Annotated in this window: 18 protein-coding genes; 6 read left to right on the forward strand and 12 right to left on the reverse strand. The window is 65.9% G+C overall.

The window, feature by feature from the left end; translation table 11 throughout:
- Positions 1–40 precede the first annotated feature (40 nt).
- The gene (locus QX121_RS25210; protein ID WP_315735921.1) at positions 41–1,711 is read left to right on the forward strand and encodes an MFS transporter; all 1,671 of its coding nucleotides are present in this window, start codon (positions 41–43) and stop codon (positions 1,709–1,711) included.
- Between the two features lie 108 nt (positions 1,712–1,819).
- On the opposite strand, the gene QX121_RS25215 is transcribed toward QX121_RS25210, so the two are convergent.
- From QX121_RS25215 to QX121_RS25225, 3 genes are all read right to left on the reverse strand, one after another.
- Entirely contained in the window at positions 1,820–2,287 is a 468-nt protein-coding gene (locus tag QX121_RS25215) for a secondary thiamine-phosphate synthase enzyme YjbQ (protein ID WP_315813315.1), read from the reverse strand.
- Between the two features lie 24 nt (positions 2,288–2,311).
- Positions 2,312–2,878, reverse strand: coding sequence for a hypothetical protein (locus QX121_RS25220; protein ID WP_315735916.1), 567 nt, complete (start codon positions 2,876–2,878; stop codon positions 2,312–2,314).
- Between the two features lie 102 nt (positions 2,879–2,980).
- Positions 2,981–3,604, reverse strand: a complete 624-nt coding sequence (locus tag QX121_RS25225; RefSeq protein ID WP_315735914.1) for a 2-hydroxychromene-2-carboxylate isomerase — start codon at positions 3,602–3,604, stop codon at positions 2,981–2,983.
- 286 nt (positions 3,605–3,890) lie between these two features.
- Between QX121_RS25225 and QX121_RS25230 the strand changes: the two genes are divergently transcribed.
- The 5 genes from QX121_RS25230 (at position 3,891) to QX121_RS25250 (ending at position 6,448) form a co-directional block, all read left to right on the forward strand.
- Positions 3,891–4,268, forward strand: coding sequence for an AtpZ/AtpI family protein (locus tag QX121_RS25230; protein WP_315784748.1), 378 nt, complete (start codon positions 3,891–3,893; stop codon positions 4,266–4,268).
- 73 nt (positions 4,269–4,341) lie between these two features.
- Complete coding sequence (locus QX121_RS25235) at positions 4,342–5,085, forward strand: F0F1 ATP synthase subunit A (protein WP_315735910.1); 744 nt, start codon at positions 4,342–4,344, stop codon at positions 5,083–5,085.
- Between the two features lie 40 nt (positions 5,086–5,125).
- A complete protein-coding gene (locus tag QX121_RS25240; RefSeq protein WP_006615622.1) occupies positions 5,126–5,353 on the forward strand; it encodes a F0F1 ATP synthase subunit C in 228 nt (75 codons plus the stop codon).
- A 28-nt stretch (positions 5,354–5,381) separates the two neighbouring features.
- Positions 5,382–5,957 carry a F0F1 ATP synthase subunit B' gene (locus tag QX121_RS25245; protein WP_315717910.1) on the forward strand — a complete coding sequence of 192 codons (576 nt, stop codon included), beginning with the start codon at positions 5,382–5,384 and terminating at the stop codon, positions 5,955–5,957.
- Entirely contained in the window at positions 5,957–6,448 is a 492-nt protein-coding gene (locus QX121_RS25250) for an ATP F0F1 synthase subunit B (protein WP_315813316.1), read from the forward strand. The genes QX121_RS25245 and QX121_RS25250 overlap by 1 nt, the downstream gene beginning before the upstream one ends.
- A gap of 122 nt (positions 6,449–6,570) precedes the next feature.
- On the opposite strand, the gene QX121_RS25255 is transcribed toward QX121_RS25250, so the two are convergent.
- The 9 genes from QX121_RS25255 to QX121_RS25295 all read right to left on the reverse strand — a co-directional run bounded on the left by QX121_RS25255 (position 6,571) and on the right by QX121_RS25295 (position 14,558).
- Positions 6,571–7,188, reverse strand: coding sequence for a hypothetical protein (locus QX121_RS25255; RefSeq protein ID WP_315778388.1), 618 nt, complete (start codon positions 7,186–7,188; stop codon positions 6,571–6,573).
- Between the two features lie 142 nt (positions 7,189–7,330).
- Positions 7,331–7,918 carry a GNAT family protein gene (locus QX121_RS25260; RefSeq protein ID WP_315735904.1) on the reverse strand — a complete coding sequence of 196 codons (588 nt, stop codon included), beginning with the start codon at positions 7,916–7,918 and terminating at the stop codon, positions 7,331–7,333.
- A 114-nt stretch (positions 7,919–8,032) separates the two neighbouring features.
- A complete protein-coding gene (locus QX121_RS25265; protein WP_315735902.1) occupies positions 8,033–9,322 on the reverse strand; it encodes a pitrilysin family protein in 1,290 nt (429 codons plus the stop codon).
- Positions 9,322–10,737: a threonine synthase gene (thrC, locus tag QX121_RS25270; RefSeq protein WP_315813317.1), complete on the reverse strand. Its 1,416-nt coding sequence runs from the start codon at positions 10,735–10,737 to the stop codon at positions 9,322–9,324. Before thrC ends, QX121_RS25265 begins: the two co-directional genes overlap by 1 nt.
- Positions 10,738–11,281: 544 nt before the next feature.
- Positions 11,282–11,707, reverse strand: a complete 426-nt coding sequence (locus QX121_RS25275) for a carboxymuconolactone decarboxylase family protein (RefSeq protein WP_315813318.1) — start codon at positions 11,705–11,707, stop codon at positions 11,282–11,284.
- Entirely contained in the window at positions 11,634–12,113 is a 480-nt protein-coding gene (locus QX121_RS25280) for a MerR family transcriptional regulator (RefSeq protein WP_315813319.1), read from the reverse strand. The genes QX121_RS25275 and QX121_RS25280 overlap by 74 nt, the downstream gene beginning before the upstream one ends.
- An 88-nt stretch (positions 12,114–12,201) precedes the next feature.
- Positions 12,202–12,960 carry an SURF1 family protein gene (locus QX121_RS25285; protein WP_315813320.1) on the reverse strand — a complete coding sequence of 253 codons (759 nt, stop codon included), beginning with the start codon at positions 12,958–12,960 and terminating at the stop codon, positions 12,202–12,204.
- Between the two features lie 184 nt (positions 12,961–13,144).
- Entirely contained in the window at positions 13,145–13,534 is a 390-nt protein-coding gene (locus QX121_RS25290; RefSeq protein WP_315735883.1) for a DUF983 domain-containing protein, read from the reverse strand.
- Positions 13,535–13,700: 166 nt separating this feature from the next.
- Positions 13,701–14,558, reverse strand: coding sequence for a cytochrome c oxidase subunit 3 (locus QX121_RS25295; protein ID WP_315757594.1), 858 nt, complete (start codon positions 14,556–14,558; stop codon positions 13,701–13,703).
- Positions 14,559–14,623: the final 65 nt, after the last annotated feature.

The following is a 14,623-nucleotide window of genomic DNA, read 5'->3' on the forward strand; positions in this document are numbered from 1 at the left end:
CGGAGGCGAAAGCCATCATCACAACAATCATGGGGAGCGAATGCCGATGTCGACAATGGTAGCCACACAAGCGAGATCGGGAGGCATGACGAAGGACGAACGCTTCGTCATTCTGGCTTCCTCTCTCGGCACCGTGTTCGAGTGGTACGACTTCTATCTCTACGGATCGCTGGCCTCGATCATCGGCGCGCAGTTCTTCAGCGCCTACCCGCCGGCCACCCGCGACATCTTCGCGCTGCTGGCCTTCGCCGCCGGCTTCCTGGTTCGCCCCTTCGGCGCCATCGTGTTCGGCCGCATCGGCGACATCGTCGGCCGCAAGTACACCTTCCTGGTCACGATCCTGATCATGGGCCTGTCGACCTTCATCGTCGGCATCCTGCCGAACGCCGAGACCATCGGCTTCGCCGCACCGGTGATCCTGATCGGTCTGCGCCTGCTGCAGGGCCTCGCGCTCGGCGGTGAGTATGGCGGTGCGGCCACCTACGTCGCCGAGCATGCGCCGATGGGCAAGCGCGGCTACTACACCTCCTTCATCCAGACCACCGCGACGATGGGCCTGTTCCTGTCGCTGCTGGTCATCCTGTTCACCCGCACCATCATTGGCGAGGCCGACTTCGCCAAATGGGGCTGGCGCGTTCCGTTCCTGGTGTCCGTGCTGCTGCTCGGCGTCTCCGTCTGGATCCGTCTGCGCCTCAACGAGTCGCCCGTGTTCCAGAAGATGAAGGACGAGGGCAAGAGTTCGAAGGCGCCGCTGACGGAAGCGTTCGCGAACTGGGGCAACGCCAAGATCGTGCTGCTGGCCCTGATCGGCGCCACCATGGGCCAGGGCGTGGTCTGGTATACCGGCCAGTTCTACGCGCTGTTCTTCCTGCAATCGATCCTGAAGGTCGACGGCTACACCGCCAACCTGCTGATCGCCTGGTCGCTGCTGCTCGGCACCGGCTTCTTCGTCGTGTTCGGCATGCTGTCCGACAAGATCGGCCGCAAGCCGATCATCATGGGCGGCTGCCTCATCGCGGCGCTGACCTTCTTCCCGATCTTCAAGATGATCACCACCAACGCCAACCCGGCGCTGGAGAAGGCGATCGAGGCGACGAAGGTGGAAGTGGTGGCCGATCCCGCCGGCTGCGGCGACCTGTTCAACCCGGTCGGCACCCGCGTCTTCACCGCGCCTTGCGACACCGCCCGCGCCTTCCTGGCCCAGTCCTCGGTCAAGTACTCGACCGTGTACGGTCCGGCCGGCTCCGGCGTGAAGGTTACCTTCAACGGCAAGGAAGTGCCCTACACCGACGCCAAGACCAGCAACCCGGCGCTGACGGCGGCGATCGGCGAGGCCGGCTATCCGAAGGCCGGCAACCCGACGATCGTGAAGATGGCGCATCCGTTCGACATCTTCCGTCCGCAGGTCGCGGCGATCATCGGCCTGCTGCTGATCCTGGTGATCTTCGTCACCATGGTCTACGGCCCGATCGCAGCGATGCTGGTCGAGCTGTTCCCGACCAAGATCCGCTACACCTCGATGTCGCTGCCCTACCACATCGGCAACGGCTGGTTCGGCGGCCTGCTGCCCGCCACCGCCTTCGCAATCGTGGCCTCGACCGGCGATATCTATGCCGGCCTGTGGTACCCGATCACGTTCGCCGTGATCACCGCGGTCGTCGGCTTCATCTTCCTGCCGGAGACCAAGGACGTCGACATCCAGGCCGATTGATCACGAGGCGAGCGGCACCCCGCTCGCATCTGCTTCCAACGACGAACGGCCGCGGATCACTCCGCGGCCGTTCCGCTTTTTGCGCCAGGGATTTTCTCTTTTATGGCCTCAGGCCGCGCCGATGAACTGCAACACCACCTCGCGCCGATGCGGACGCGCGCGATGCTCGATCAGATAGAGCGCCTGCCATGTGCCGAGCATCATGCGGCCGTCCTGCACCGGCACCTGCTGCGAGACCGTGCTCAACATGGTCTTGATGTGCGCCGGCATGTCGTCGGGCCCCTCGGTGTCGTGCACCCAACCGGCATTCTCCGGCGCCAGCCGCGCCAGCGCCGTGGCGAGATCGTGCAGCACGGTGGGATCGGCATTCTCCTGGATCGTCAGCGACGCCGAGGTGTGGCGAATGAACAGGGTCACCGCGCCTTCCCTGGCGGATACTTCACGCAGGAACGCCTCGACCTCGCGCGTGAGATCGGTGAAGCCGCGGCCCGAAGTCTGTACGGTCAGAGTCGAGGTTACGATCGTATTGATGACGCTCGCCGAGGGCGCGCTGCGCGACATCGATCTGGCTGGCATGCGTTCAGCCTCCTCGAAGCGGTCTCAGATCCTGCCCGAGACGTCCTTCTGCACCCGCGTCGCCATGTCGAGCAGCCGGCGCCAAGCCTGTTCGAGGAACCCCATCATGCGATCCATGTCCTGGTCGCTGGGCAGCGGGATCTCGAGTTTGCGCGTTGCATCGGAGGATTTCGATTCACCCGGCTTGTCCCCCGTCTTGGGTTCGGCTTTCTTCAACTGATCGGATTTGGGCAGCGCCTGATCTTTCGGCAGCGGCTCATCGATCTTGCCGGAGATGCTCTGGTCGCGCGACGCGAGCTGGCCCTTGAGCTTTTCATTCTCCGCCTGCAGACGGCCGATCTCGGCATCCAGCGCGGCGCGCTCATCGGGCACCGCGTAACAGGCGAAGCCCGACCCACCGCTGTTGTTGCACATCGAGACCGCACCGGTCCTCGTATCGAGCCGGATCACGCCATCCGACGTCGTCGACATCGTGTAGCGTCCCTTGTCGCCGTCAGGCGCGGTGTCCTCGACCGCAAACGCCTCTCCGCCGAGACAGCTCAACGCCAGCAGCGCGAGGAGGGGCGGCCGGTAGGGCTTCGTGAGACTCATGGCTGGCTCTCCCAGGCGCATTCGCAACCGCCGCCATGCACGCCGACATTGTGTCGCGGCCATGACGTTGCCCCAGGTGCGATCCCCTGCCACAGGCCGCACCTATGTTTCGGACGTATAGGCGGAGCGACCGGATTTCAACGCGTCCGCCAGCAGCTCGAGCCGGTCCTGCCCCCAGAAGATCTCGCCGTCCAGCACATAGGCCGGCGAGCCGAACACGTCGGCCGCGATCGCGTCCTGCCGGTTCTGCTCGTAGGCCGCCCCGACCATGTCCGTCGCCGCCTGCGTCACGAGATCGCGGCCCGGCAGTCCGGCTGCATCGGCCAAGCCGGCGATCACCTCGGCATCCGCAAGATTGAGCTGCTGCTCCCAGATGGCCGGGAAGGCGCGCTGCAGATAGGGCTCCGGATCGAGGCCGGCCTGCTGCGCCGCGATGACGACGCCGTCGGCGAGCCGGGCGTTGAAGGGCCAGTTGTTCGGCTGGATGTGGAAATCAAGACCGCGCTTGTCGCGCCACCGCTTCAGCTCGACGATGCGATAGCGCTGCCGCGCCGGATGGCGCTTGGCCAGTGGAAGCCCGCCGGTCTCGGCGAACAGATCCACCAGCATGACCGGCTTGAGGTTGACGGTCGCCCCGTGGCTCGCGGCGATGTCGCGGAACAGCCGGTGGCCGATATAGGCCCATGGCGACTGCAGCGAGAAATAGTAGTCGATCTGGCGCGCCATGCGGGTTCCCGTGTTGATTGGAGCTCAGCGAGAGCTGATCAGAGGGTCCTGACGGGTGCAAGATCGCAGCCGCACACAACACTGTTGATGCGGCGCGGTGACACGCGCGACCGATCTGACGAAAAAGCCGAGAAAACGTGTAAATTCAGGCATCTAACAGTTCAACACGCAATCTTGACTTGGGGGGATGCGGTCAGTATGGTCCGCGCGGCTTTAAAGGGCGATGGGGCGCTAATTCCTGAAACTCGCGGCACCGGGTCGGGTCTCCACACGTGGCGGATGGCACATGGCGGATGACACGAACGAGAGCAGCGGACACAAGGATCGCGACAAGTCGCCCGATGAGGCTGCGCTTTCCGCAAGGCTCGGAAGTCTCGACCAACGGTTGTCCGAAATTCGCGACGGCCGAAAGATCGGGGCTGATCAACCTGGAAACGGCAGCGGTGACACTGCAGCCCGGGCTTCGGCCATGGCGCGTGGCCTGCGGCTGTCGTCCGAGTTGATCGCCGGTGTCCTCGTCGGCGCGTTGCTTGGCTGGGGCTTCGACCGCTTGCTGTCGACATCGCCCTTCGGATTCATCGTGTTCTTCCTGCTCGGCTTTGCCGCCGGCGTGTTGAACGTGGTGAGATCCGCAGGCATAGCTCCCGACAGGCCCCGCCAGTGAGATCAGCGCGGAAGATCGTCGAGTGAATTGCAAAGCGCCGGCGTGGCCGGTGAACAACTGAGACGCCACGCGGATGATCGATCCGATCCACCAATTCCATCTCAACAAGATCTTCACGATCGGCCACATCGGCAATCAGGAGATCACCTTCACCAACTCGTCCGCGTACATGCTGCTCGCGGTCGTGCTCATCGCCGTCATGATGATGGCGGCCGGGCGCGCGCTCGTGCCGGGCCGGTTCCAGTCGGTGGTCGAGCTGTCCTACGAATTCGTCGCCAACACCATCAGAACCAGCGCCGGCTCGCACGGCATGACGTTCTTCCCGCTGGTGTTCTCGCTGTTCATGTTCATCTTCGTCTCGAACATCGTCGGCATCATCCCCTACACCTTCACCGTCTCCAGCCACATCATCGTCACCTTCTCGCTGGCGCTCTTGGTGTTCCTGACGGTCATCATCTACGGCTTCTACAAGAACGGCCTGAAGTTCTTTAAGCTGTTCGTGCCGTCCGGCATCCCCGCGGTGATCCTGCCGCTGGTGGTCGTGATCGAAATCATCTCCTTCTTCTCCCGCCCGATCTCGCACAGCGTCCGTCTGTTCGCCAACATGCTGGCCGGCCACGTCACGCTGAAGGTGTTCGCGAGCTTCGTGACCATGCTCGGCGCGCTCGGCTTTGTCGGCAAGGTCGGCGCGCTGCTGCCGCTCGGCCTAACGGTCGCGCTGACCGGCCTCGAGCTGATGGTCGCGTTCCTCCAGGCCTACGTCTTCACGATCCTCACCTGCATCTATCTCAACGATGCTATCCATCCGGGCCACTGATCCGGCCCTCTCTACCAAACCCCTCAAAGGAGTTCGTTTCATGGATCCGGTTGCAGCGAAGTACATTGGCGCGGGCATTGCCTGCATCGGCATGGGTGGCGCGGGTGCCGGCATCGGCATCATCTTTGGCAACTATCTGTCGGCCGCTCTGCGCAATCCGTCGGCTGCCCAGGGCCAGTTCGGCAACCTGATTTTCGGCTTCGCGGTCACCGAAGCGCTCGGCATCTTCTCGCTGCTGATCGCGCTGCTCCTGCTGTACGCCGTCTAAGACGGCCTGAGCCGGACAGGAGAAGCCCGTGGCTGAAAGTCATGGCGAGGCCAAGGGCGGCGAGGCCAAGGGCACCGCAAGCGCCCATACGGAGGCCGATGGCGGGCATGGTTTCCCTCCCTTCCAGAAGGAAACCTTTCCCTCCCAGATCGTCTCCCTGGTGATCGCCTTCGTGGCGCTGTACGTGATCGTCTCGCGTGTGGCGCTGCCGAAGGTCGGGGCCGTCATCGACGCCCGCCAGAAGTCGATCGACGGCGATCTGGCTGAAGCGCAGCGGCTGAAGGATGAATCCGAAGCCGCGATGAAGGCGTATGAAAGCGAGCTGGCGACGGCTCGTGCCCGTGCCCAGGCGATCGGAGCCGAGACCCGCGAGAAGCTCGCGGCTTCTTCGGACGCCGAGCGCAAGGCGCTGGAAGACAGCCTCGCAGCCAAGCTCGCGGCGGCGGAGAAGTCCATCGCCACCACGCGCACGACCGCAATGAGCAATGTCCGCGGCATCGCCGCAGACGCAGCCAGCGCGATCGTGAAGCAGCTCACCGGTAAGGCCCCTGCGGCCAAGACGGTCGAGGCTGCGGTCGATGCATCGTTGAAGGGAACAGCCTGATGCATTTGCTTGCTGATCCGGAAACCTGGGTTGCGATTGCCTTCGTGATCCTGATGGGCCTGTTCGCCTATCTCGGTGTCCACCGCACGGTCCTGAAGGCCCTCGACAATCGCTCCGAGCGCATCAGGAACGAGCTGGCGGAGGCCAAGCGGCTCAAGGAAGAGGCGGCCAAGGTGCTCGCCGATTACAAGACCCGCCGCGCCAGTGCCGAACGTGAGGCCGAGGAGATCATCACCAGCGCCAAGGCGGAAGCCGAGCGCATCGCGGCGGAGGCCAAGGTCAAGATGGAAGACTTCGTCGCCCGTCGCACCAAGGCCGCCGAGAGCAAGATCGCCCTCGCCGAGGCCCAGGCTCTCGCCGACGTCAGGTCCGCTGCGGCGGATGCCGCCGTCCAGGCCGCCGCGACCGTGCTGTCGCAGTCGGTCAGGGGCGCTCTTGGCGAAGACCTCGTGGCCAAAGGCATCGCGGAAGTCGGCCGCAAGCTGAACTGAGCGGCAGTCCATCTGATCCAGAATCTTCAAAAGGCCGGGGCGATTTCATCGCGCCGGCCTTTTGCGTTGAAGGCCATCAGCCCCGGACGTGCCGAGCGCGGCCTCGCCGTCGTTCACTCGCCTCACCTCCGCTTCTTGCCGTGCGGCCGCTCCGGGGTCAGGGCCTGCGGGTCGAAGCCGATGTAGAAGACGTAATTGTCGGCATTGGCGCCGGGCGGCGGCACCGGATAGACCATGTCCTCGGCGACGATCGTGAACGGCACGCTGCCGTCCTCGGTCATCTGCACCGTGGTGCGATACGACTTGGTCGCGATCACCTTCTCGCCGATGCCGCCCTGGACCACGGCGATGCGCATGGGAATGTCGACGCTCGCCGGCGCGCCCGCCGGTCCGGCAACGATGCGCCCCTGGATGCCGATCTTGGCGATGATTTCGGCCCCGTTGAGATTGCATTCGCGCGCGGTCTTCGTGATCGACGCCTGGAACCGGACGTCATTGCCGACCGCCTGCTTGCCGGGCGCGGCCACGGCGTAGGTCGAGGCGCCGGCGCGAATGCTGACCGGCGGACAGGTCAGGCCCTCGGTCGGATCGGCCGGCGGTCCGCCGCCGGCGGGCAAGTTCTCCTGTCCCTTGTTGTCAGAGCCGCCGCCGAACAGGCTCTTGAAGCGGTCGGTCAGCGATTGGGCGGCCGCCGGCGGCGCCGCGCCCGCGGCTCCCAAGGCCAGCAGCACGGCTGCCAACGTCCCAACCCTGATCACGCTCGTCTCTCGCATCGTCTGATATCCCCGGCAACTCGGTCGCCCAGCCCAGGCGTCTATACCCAATTCAGAGGCCGGAACCAGCCCCGATCGGCCTCTCCCGCGGCCATCCCGATCACGATTGCTACCCTCGGAAATCCTCGTGCAACAGGCCATAGAGGTAATGGTCCTGCCAGACCCCGTTGATGCACAGGTAGCGACGCGCCAGGCCCTCGCGGGTGAAGCCGCATTTCTCCAGCACGCGAATCGACGGCGTATTGGTCGGGATGCAGGCCGCCTCGACCCGGTGCAGATTGAGCTCGCCGAACAAGGTCGGCAGCAGCAGCCGCAGCGCCGCCGTCATGTAGCCATGATGCGCGAACGGCTGCCCCATCCAGTAGCCGATGGTGCCGGCCTGAACGATGCCGCGGCGGACATTGGCGAGCGTGATGCCGCCGAGCATGGCGCCATCCTGCTCGCGGAAGAGGATGAACGGATAGGAGCGGTCGGCCGAGATGTCCTCGGCATAGCGGCGCAGCCGGCGGCGGAAGCCGGAGCGCGTCAGGTCGTCGGACGGCCAGATCGGCTCCCAGGGCGTGAGATAGTCGCGGCTGATCTCGCGCAGCCGCGCCCATTGCGCGTAATCGGCCATCTGCGGCGCGCGCAGCAGCAGGCCCTGGCCGCGCGGAGCCAGCGCAGCCGGTCCGTTGGATGGCAAGCGAAACAGGGCCATCTGTGATGCTCCCCCTGCTCTTTCCGGGTCGAAGCCTGCTCCGACCCACCCCAGATCTCCGGCGCCGAGTCCTGGCGGAATTCAATGCGAAGACCGCACCGAGCCGCACCACGTTCAGTGCAGTTGGGCCTTCGATCTCGAACCGGTCAGACCTTCGGCGAAAGTTACCGCTGTGTCCAGACCCCTGCCGGTGCCGAGCGCGACGACGGCCGGCTTGCTGCGTGCAAGCAGCGCCCGCGCCGCATCGCGCGTGCTCTCGACGCTGACCGCCTCGATCTTGGCGACCATCTCCTGCAAGGTCTGCGGCCGTCCATAGGCCAGGATATGCCGCGCCAATTGCTCGGCTCGGGCACTGCAGCTCTCCAGCGCCATCAGCAGACCGGCCTTCATCTGCGCCTTGGCGCGGGCGACCTCGGCCTCGCTCAAGGTCTCCACCGCATTGCCGATAATGTCGACCACGACCTCCATCATCTCGGGCGCGTCGGCCGGATCTGTCCCGGTGTAGAGGCCGAAGAAGCCGGTGTCGCTATAGGGCGCGTGGAACGTGTAGACGGAGTAGCAGAGCCCCCGGTTCTCGCGCACCTCCTGGAACAGCCGGGACGACATCCCGCCGCCCAGGATGTTGGTGAACACCTGCAGCGAGAACAGCGACGGATCGGCCTGCGGCACGCCCTCGAGCGCGAGCGTCAGATGCGCCTGCTCAAGATCGCGGTGCACGACGCGTGAGCCGCCCTTGCCGAATGTCGCCGGCAGCGGCTTCGGCGCCGGGCCGCCATTGAAGCTGGCAAATCGCTTCGTCACATCCTCGACCACCCGCTGATGATCGACGGCGCCGGCGGCCGCGACCACCATGTCGGGTCCGCGATAATGCGTCGACAGATAGCCGTGCAGCTTGTCGCGATCGAACGCCTCCAGCGTCTTGGCGGTGCCGAGCAGCGAGCGGCCCATCGGCTGGTCCGGAAAGCACAGCTCGTTGAGATGCTCGAACACGACGTCATCGGGCGTGTCCTGTGCCGCGCCGATTTCCTGTACGATCACGTTCTTCTCGCGCTCCAGCTCCTCCGGCACGAACGACGGATTGGCGAGAATGTCGGAGAGCACATCGAGCGCCATCGGCACGTCCGCCTTCAGCACGCGGGCGTAATAGGCCGTGGTCTCGGTCGAGGTGCCGGCATTGAGATCGCCGCCGACCGCCTCGACCGTCTCGACGATCTCGCGGGCGCTGCGCGTCGTCGTGCCCTTGAATGCCATATGCTCGAGCAGATGCGAGATGCCGTGCTCATCCGGCTTCTCGTCGCGGCCGCCGACGCCGGCCCAGACCCCGAGCGCCGCCGTCTCCAGATGCGGCATCGTGTCGGTGACGACCGTCAACCCCGTCGGCAGCTTGGTGACTTCCACACCCATCATGCAATTCCCTGCTTGGCGGCCCGGCTGACCGAGCGGATGAACTTCTCCACCTCGGCCTGGTCGTTCCGCATGATCCTGATGTCCTCGCGCTTGCTCATCAGCCCTTCGAGCCACACCGGCAGGTGCGGCCGCATCCCGCAGGCGGCCTCGACCGCATCGGGGAATTTGGCGGGATGGGCGGTCGACAGAACAATATTCGGCACCGACAGATCCGTGCCGTCGCGATCGGCTACAGCCAGCGCCACGGCGGTGTGCGGATCGACGAGATCGCCGGCCTCGCGGAAGGCGGCACGGATCGCCGCCGCGGTCTCGGTTTCGTCGGCGCGGCCGGCATCGAAATCGGCGCGGATCGCCGCCAGCATGGCATCCGGCAGCACGAAGCGGCCGGACTGCTTGAGGCTGTCCATCAGCCGCCGCACGGTGCCGGCATCGCGGCCGCCGGCTTCGAACAGCAGCCGCTCGAAATTCGATGACACCTGGATGTCCATCGAGGGCGAAGCCGTCGCATGCACTTCGCGCACCTCGTAGATGCCGGTCGTCAGCGTCCGGGCGAGGATGTCGTTGACGTTGGTCGCGACGCGCAACGTGCGCACCGGCAGGCCCATGCGCTTGGCGACATAGCCGGCGAAGACGTCGCCGAAATTGCCGGTGGGCACGGTGAAGTCGACGGCGCGGTGGGGCGCGCCGATCGCGACCGCCGAGGTGAAGTAGTAGACCACCTGGGCGACGACGCGCGCCCAGTTGATCGAGTTGACGCCCGACAGCCTGACCGAATCGCGGAAGCCGTGATGGTTGAACAGGCCCTTCACGATCGCCTGGCAGTCATCGAAATGACCTTCGATCGCCAGCGCATGGACGTTGGCCGCGCCCGACGTCGTCATCATCCGCCGCTGCACCTCGGAGATGCGGCCATGCGGGAACAGCACGATGAGGTCGACATTGTCGCGGCCGGCGAAGGCCTCGACCGCCGCGCCACCCGTATCGCCTGATGTCGCCACGACGATGGTGGTGCGCTCGCCGCGCTTGGCCAGCACGTGGTCCATCAGCCGCGAGATCAGCTGCATCGCCACGTCCTTGAACGCCAAGGTCGGGCCGTGGAACAGCTCCAGCACGAACTGATGCGGCGCGATCTGGTCGAGCGGCACCACGGCGGGGTGACGGAACGTCGCATAGGCCTCGTTGGCCATGCGGCCGAGCTCTTCGTCGGAAATCTCGCCGGCGACGAACGGCTTGATGACCTCGACGGCGACCTCCCAATAGGGCCGGCCGAAAAACGACGCGATCGTCGCGGACGTCAGCTGCGGCCAGGTCTCGGGCACGTACAGGCCGCCGTCACGGGCGAGCCCGGTCAGCATCACATCGCAGAAGGTGAGCGCGGGGGCTTCCCCGCGGGTCGAAACATAGCGCGTCAAACCGCTCTCCTGACCTGCGTCACCAGGCCATAACCCGTTGATTGAATTCGAAATCGGAACCGCCTAGCGGCAACATGGTCCGGCACCATAATGGTTTTGGTCCGTGCGCGAAACCGGTTGTTGGCACAGCAATGGTCGCGGCTCCGGGTTACGGCGGCGTTACGGACGCCGGCGCGGGAGCGCAGCGCATGGTGGCGCTCCGAACCAGCCTCCCGCGCTCCGCCGTCATCGCGCGGTTCAATGCGTTCGGTAGAAATGTTGACGATCGTCGTCTGCCGGCTATCTGCGCGAGCTCGCCTGGGCGGCCGAGGGGCCGATCGTGATCCGCCAGGGCGAGGACATGGGCGTGCCCTGCTGCCTGCAGGTCGATCTCGACGGATCGGCCGCCGCGCCGGTGAAGGTCTCGGGGAGCGTGCGGTCGATCGAGGCCAAGCCGTAGCCCGCAACCGTAGCCCGCATGAGCGACAGCGACATGCGGGTCGGCACCGGTCCCACATGTCGCTTTGCTCATGCGGGCTACGAGCTACCCGGTGTCCGCTCAGACCTATGCGGCCTCCACGGCCTTCGCATCGGCTTCGGCGAACACCGCCTTGGCCGCGAACAGGCCGTTGAGCGCGGCGGGGAAGCCGGCATACACCGCCATCTGCATGATCACCTCGGTGATCTCGTCGCGGCTGAGGCCGACATTGAGGCCCGCATGGATATGAACTTTCAGCTGCGGGCTGGCATTGCCGAGCGCGGTCAGCGCCGCGATGGTCGCGATCTCGCGGCTGCGCAGATCGAGGCCGGGGCGTGAATAGATGTCGCCGAACGGAAACTCGATCACGTAGGTCGCAAAATCCGGCGCGATGTCGGCGAGCGCCGCGATCACATTGTGGCCGGCCTCGCCGTCGATGCTATCGAGCGCGCGCCGGCCGCGCGCCAGCCGGTCCTGATCGTTGTTGGCGCCGGATTGCGTGCCGCCCGGCATCGGGCTCGTCGTCGTGGTTTGGCTGGGCGTTGATTGCGTCATCATCATTCGTCCTCTCGTTCGTGCCGGCATAGCCGGCGATCTTGCCGTCGAGAATGAGAAGGCAATCCTGCAAGCTGGCGACGCGCGCCCGGACCATATCGCGGTGCCGCTCCAGGAGCTGGCGCCGCTCGGGCTCGGTGGCGACGCCGCGTGCCCGCAGCTCGGCATAGCGCAGCATGTCCCGGATCGGCATTCCCGTGGCCTTTAACCGGCCGAGGAATTCGATCCAGGTCAGGATCGATGCGTCGTAGTCCCGCTGCTGCGCATGGTCGCGATCGGCCCTGGGCAGCAGCCCGATCCGCTCATAGTAGCGGATCGTATGAGGCGTCAGCCCCGACTGCCTGGCCAGCTCGCCGATCTTCATGCGCGCCCATCTCCATTCACGACGCCCGGCAGGCTACGGGTTCGAGCGCGCTCTAAGTCAAGCGCCGTTTTGCCGGCGGGCTACGGGGTCATCGACGCGACGCGCGCCGGCCCCGCGCCCACACCGCGAACGCGACGATCAACGCCGCAGCCAACGAGAACCACGTGACCGCGTATTGCATGTGCTCGTCGCGCAGATGCGGCGACAACGGGCCGGGCTTTGGGATGCCGTTGTCCGGCACCGGGGTCTCGAGGTCGATGTAGAACGGTGCGACCTCGCCCCAGCCGAGCGCCTTGGCCATCGCCAGATGATCGCGCGTGAACCACAGCCGCTTGCCGCGGTTTTCGGCGGCGGTGAGCACGCCTGCAGCCTCGGGGAAACGCAGATAGCCGGTCAGGGTGAGCGGCTCGCCGGTGACCAGCTTGGCGGTGGCGCGGTCCTGCACCGCGCGTTCCTGCATCGTGTTGGCGACGAAGCCGGCGTCGATCACGACGGTCTGGCCAGACGGCAGGCGCGCGGGGAGGAACGCCCAGGTGCCCGGCCCGGAGACGTCCTCGCGCACGGCCGAGCCGGCGCTGTAGACCATGGCATCCGGCAGTCTGGTGTAGGTGGCGGTGAAGCTGACGCGGCGAAATTCGTCGCGCTCCGGCGTCAGCGTGCGCCATTCCGTCTGTGGCGGCAGCGGCTCGGGCGCAGCGGCGACGCGATCGGTGAGCGCGGCGATCAGCGCATGCTTCGCTGCCCGGCGCTGCAACTGCCAGACGCCGAGGCCGATGAACAGTGCGACCATGACGAGGGTGAAGGCGGCAAAGGCGCGAGATGAGGTGTTGGGGCGGGTCGAGGTCATTGTTGCAGGGCCGCCAACGACAGGCTGCACGCTCTGCCGGCGCAGACGGTGCGCTCCCCTCCCCCTTGCGGGGAGGGGTTGGGGGTGGGGGTAGCCCCACAAAGACTGCCGCCGGAGCTACCCCCCTCCCCACCCCACAAGGGGGGAGGGAGCGCACCGCGCCGGCGGCGATCCGTTAAGTCCCTCATCGCGGCGTTTTGTCCACCAAACGGCCGGGCGCGGCCTTGTGGTGGAATTGCAGGGCGATCAGCAGCGACTTCATCGCGCGCAGCGGCAGCAGCGTCGTCACCAGGATCAGCGGTCCCCATAGCGCGGCATGGACCCAGAACGGCGGCTGATACTTCACCTCGACGATCAGGGCGGCGCCGACCACGATGGCGCCAGCGAGCATCATGATGAAGATCGCCGGACCGTCGCCGGTGTCGATGAAGGCGTAGTCGAGATCGCAGGCTTCGCAACGCTTGCGCAGGTTGAGGAAGCCGTCGAACAGCTTGCCCCGGCCGCAGCGCGGGCAGCGGCAGGCGAGCCCGCGCAGGACGGTCTGGGCCAAAGTGACGGGCGGATGGGTGGTCATGGTGTCTTGCCCCCTGGGCGGCCGGGCGACGCCTCATGGTGATACAACCGGAGGCGACGAGAGCGGATCACATTTCGATCAACCGCCGGGCGCCGCCGCAACGAGAAAGGGCGGCCCGAGGGCCGCCCCTTCTTAGCACGTTCGGCGGAAGCGGTGCGCGCCAGCTTCAGTGCGCGCCGTGGGCCATCGCCTCGGCGCCGTGGCCCCAGACGTAGATGCAGATGAACAGGAACAGCCAGACCACGTCGACGAAGTGCCAGTACCAGGCGGCGAACTCGAAGCCGAGATGCTGCTTGGGCGTGAAGTGGCCGGCATAGGCGCGCGCCAGGCAGACGATCAGGAAGATCGTGCCGACCAGGACGTGGAAGCCGTGGAAGCCGGTCGCCATGAAGAAGGTCGAGCCGTAGATGTGGCCGGCGAACGAGAACGTCGCGTGGCTGTACTCATAGGCCTGCACGCAGGTGAAGGTGGCGCCCAGGAGGATGGTGAGGATCAGGCCGTATTTCAGGCCCTTGCGGTCGCCCTCGAGCAGCGCGTGGTGTGCCCAGGTCACCGTGGTGCCCGAGGTCAGCAGGATCAGCGTATTGAGCAGCGGCAGATGCCAGGGATCGAAGGTCTCGATGCCCTTTGGCGGCCAGACGCCGCCGAACAGGGCGTCGCGGGTGGCCTGCACCTCGAAGTTCGGATACAGCGCGGCATTGAAATAGGCCCAGAACCAGGCGACGAAGAACATCACCTCGGAGGCGATGAACAGGATCATGCCGTAGCGGTGATGGAGCTGCACCACGCGGGTGTGATCGCCCTTGTACTGCGCTTCCTTGATGACGTCGCCCCACCAGCTCGCCATGGTGTAGAGCACGCCGATGGTGCCGATGCCGAACACGACCGGCGCGGCGCCGAACATCTTGTGCATCCAGCCGATCGCGCCGAACGCCATGATGAAGGCCGAGACCGAGCCGACGAACGGCCAGGGGCTCGGATCGACGAGATGGTAGTCGTGATGCTTGGCGTGCGCCTCAGCCATGTCAGGTCTCTCCCCAGATCGATGCCGGTCGCGCCGGCACGGTGTCGTTCAACAGCAATGGTCCC

The sequence above is a fragment of the Bradyrhizobium sp. SZCCHNR2028 genome, from assembly GCF_032380995.1.
Classification (GTDB): domain Bacteria; phylum Pseudomonadota; class Alphaproteobacteria; order Rhizobiales; family Xanthobacteraceae; genus Bradyrhizobium.

Excerpts from the sequence above, each read along its gene's own strand:
- QX121_RS25210 (WP_315735921.1), top strand. The coding sequence starts at position 41 with ATGCCGATGTCGACAATGGTAGCCACACAAGCGAGATCGGGAGGCATG.
- QX121_RS25215 (WP_315813315.1), bottom strand. The coding sequence starts at position 2,287 with ATGCCAGCCAGATCGATGTCGCGCAGCGCGCCCTCGGCGAGCGTCATC.
- QX121_RS25220 (WP_315735916.1), bottom strand. The coding sequence starts at position 2,878 with ATGAGTCTCACGAAGCCCTACCGGCCGCCCCTCCTCGCGCTGCTGGCG.
- QX121_RS25225 (WP_315735914.1), bottom strand. The coding sequence starts at position 3,604 with ATGGCGCGCCAGATCGACTACTATTTCTCGCTGCAGTCGCCATGGGCC.
- QX121_RS25230 (WP_315784748.1), top strand. The coding sequence starts at position 3,891 with ATGGCGGATGACACGAACGAGAGCAGCGGACACAAGGATCGCGACAAG.
- QX121_RS25235 (WP_315735910.1), top strand. The coding sequence starts at position 4,342 with ATGATCGATCCGATCCACCAATTCCATCTCAACAAGATCTTCACGATC.
- QX121_RS25240 (WP_006615622.1), top strand. The coding sequence starts at position 5,126 with ATGGATCCGGTTGCAGCGAAGTACATTGGCGCGGGCATTGCCTGCATC.
- QX121_RS25250 (WP_315813316.1), top strand. The coding sequence starts at position 5,957 with ATGCATTTGCTTGCTGATCCGGAAACCTGGGTTGCGATTGCCTTCGTG.
- QX121_RS25260 (WP_315735904.1), bottom strand. The coding sequence starts at position 7,918 with ATGGCCCTGTTTCGCTTGCCATCCAACGGACCGGCTGCGCTGGCTCCG.
- QX121_RS25265 (WP_315735902.1), bottom strand. The coding sequence starts at position 9,322 with ATGGGTGTGGAAGTCACCAAGCTGCCGACGGGGTTGACGGTCGTCACC.
- QX121_RS25275 (WP_315813318.1), bottom strand. The coding sequence starts at position 11,707 with ATGCCGGGCGGCACGCAATCCGGCGCCAACAACGATCAGGACCGGCTG.
- QX121_RS25280 (WP_315813319.1), bottom strand. The coding sequence starts at position 12,113 with ATGAAGATCGGCGAGCTGGCCAGGCAGTCGGGGCTGACGCCTCATACG.
- QX121_RS25285 (WP_315813320.1), bottom strand. The coding sequence starts at position 12,960 with ATGACCTCGACCCGCCCCAACACCTCATCTCGCGCCTTTGCCGCCTTC.
- QX121_RS25290 (WP_315735883.1), bottom strand. The coding sequence starts at position 13,534 with ATGACCACCCATCCGCCCGTCACTTTGGCCCAGACCGTCCTGCGCGGG.
- QX121_RS25295 (WP_315757594.1), bottom strand. The coding sequence starts at position 14,558 with ATGGCTGAGGCGCACGCCAAGCATCACGACTACCATCTCGTCGATCCG.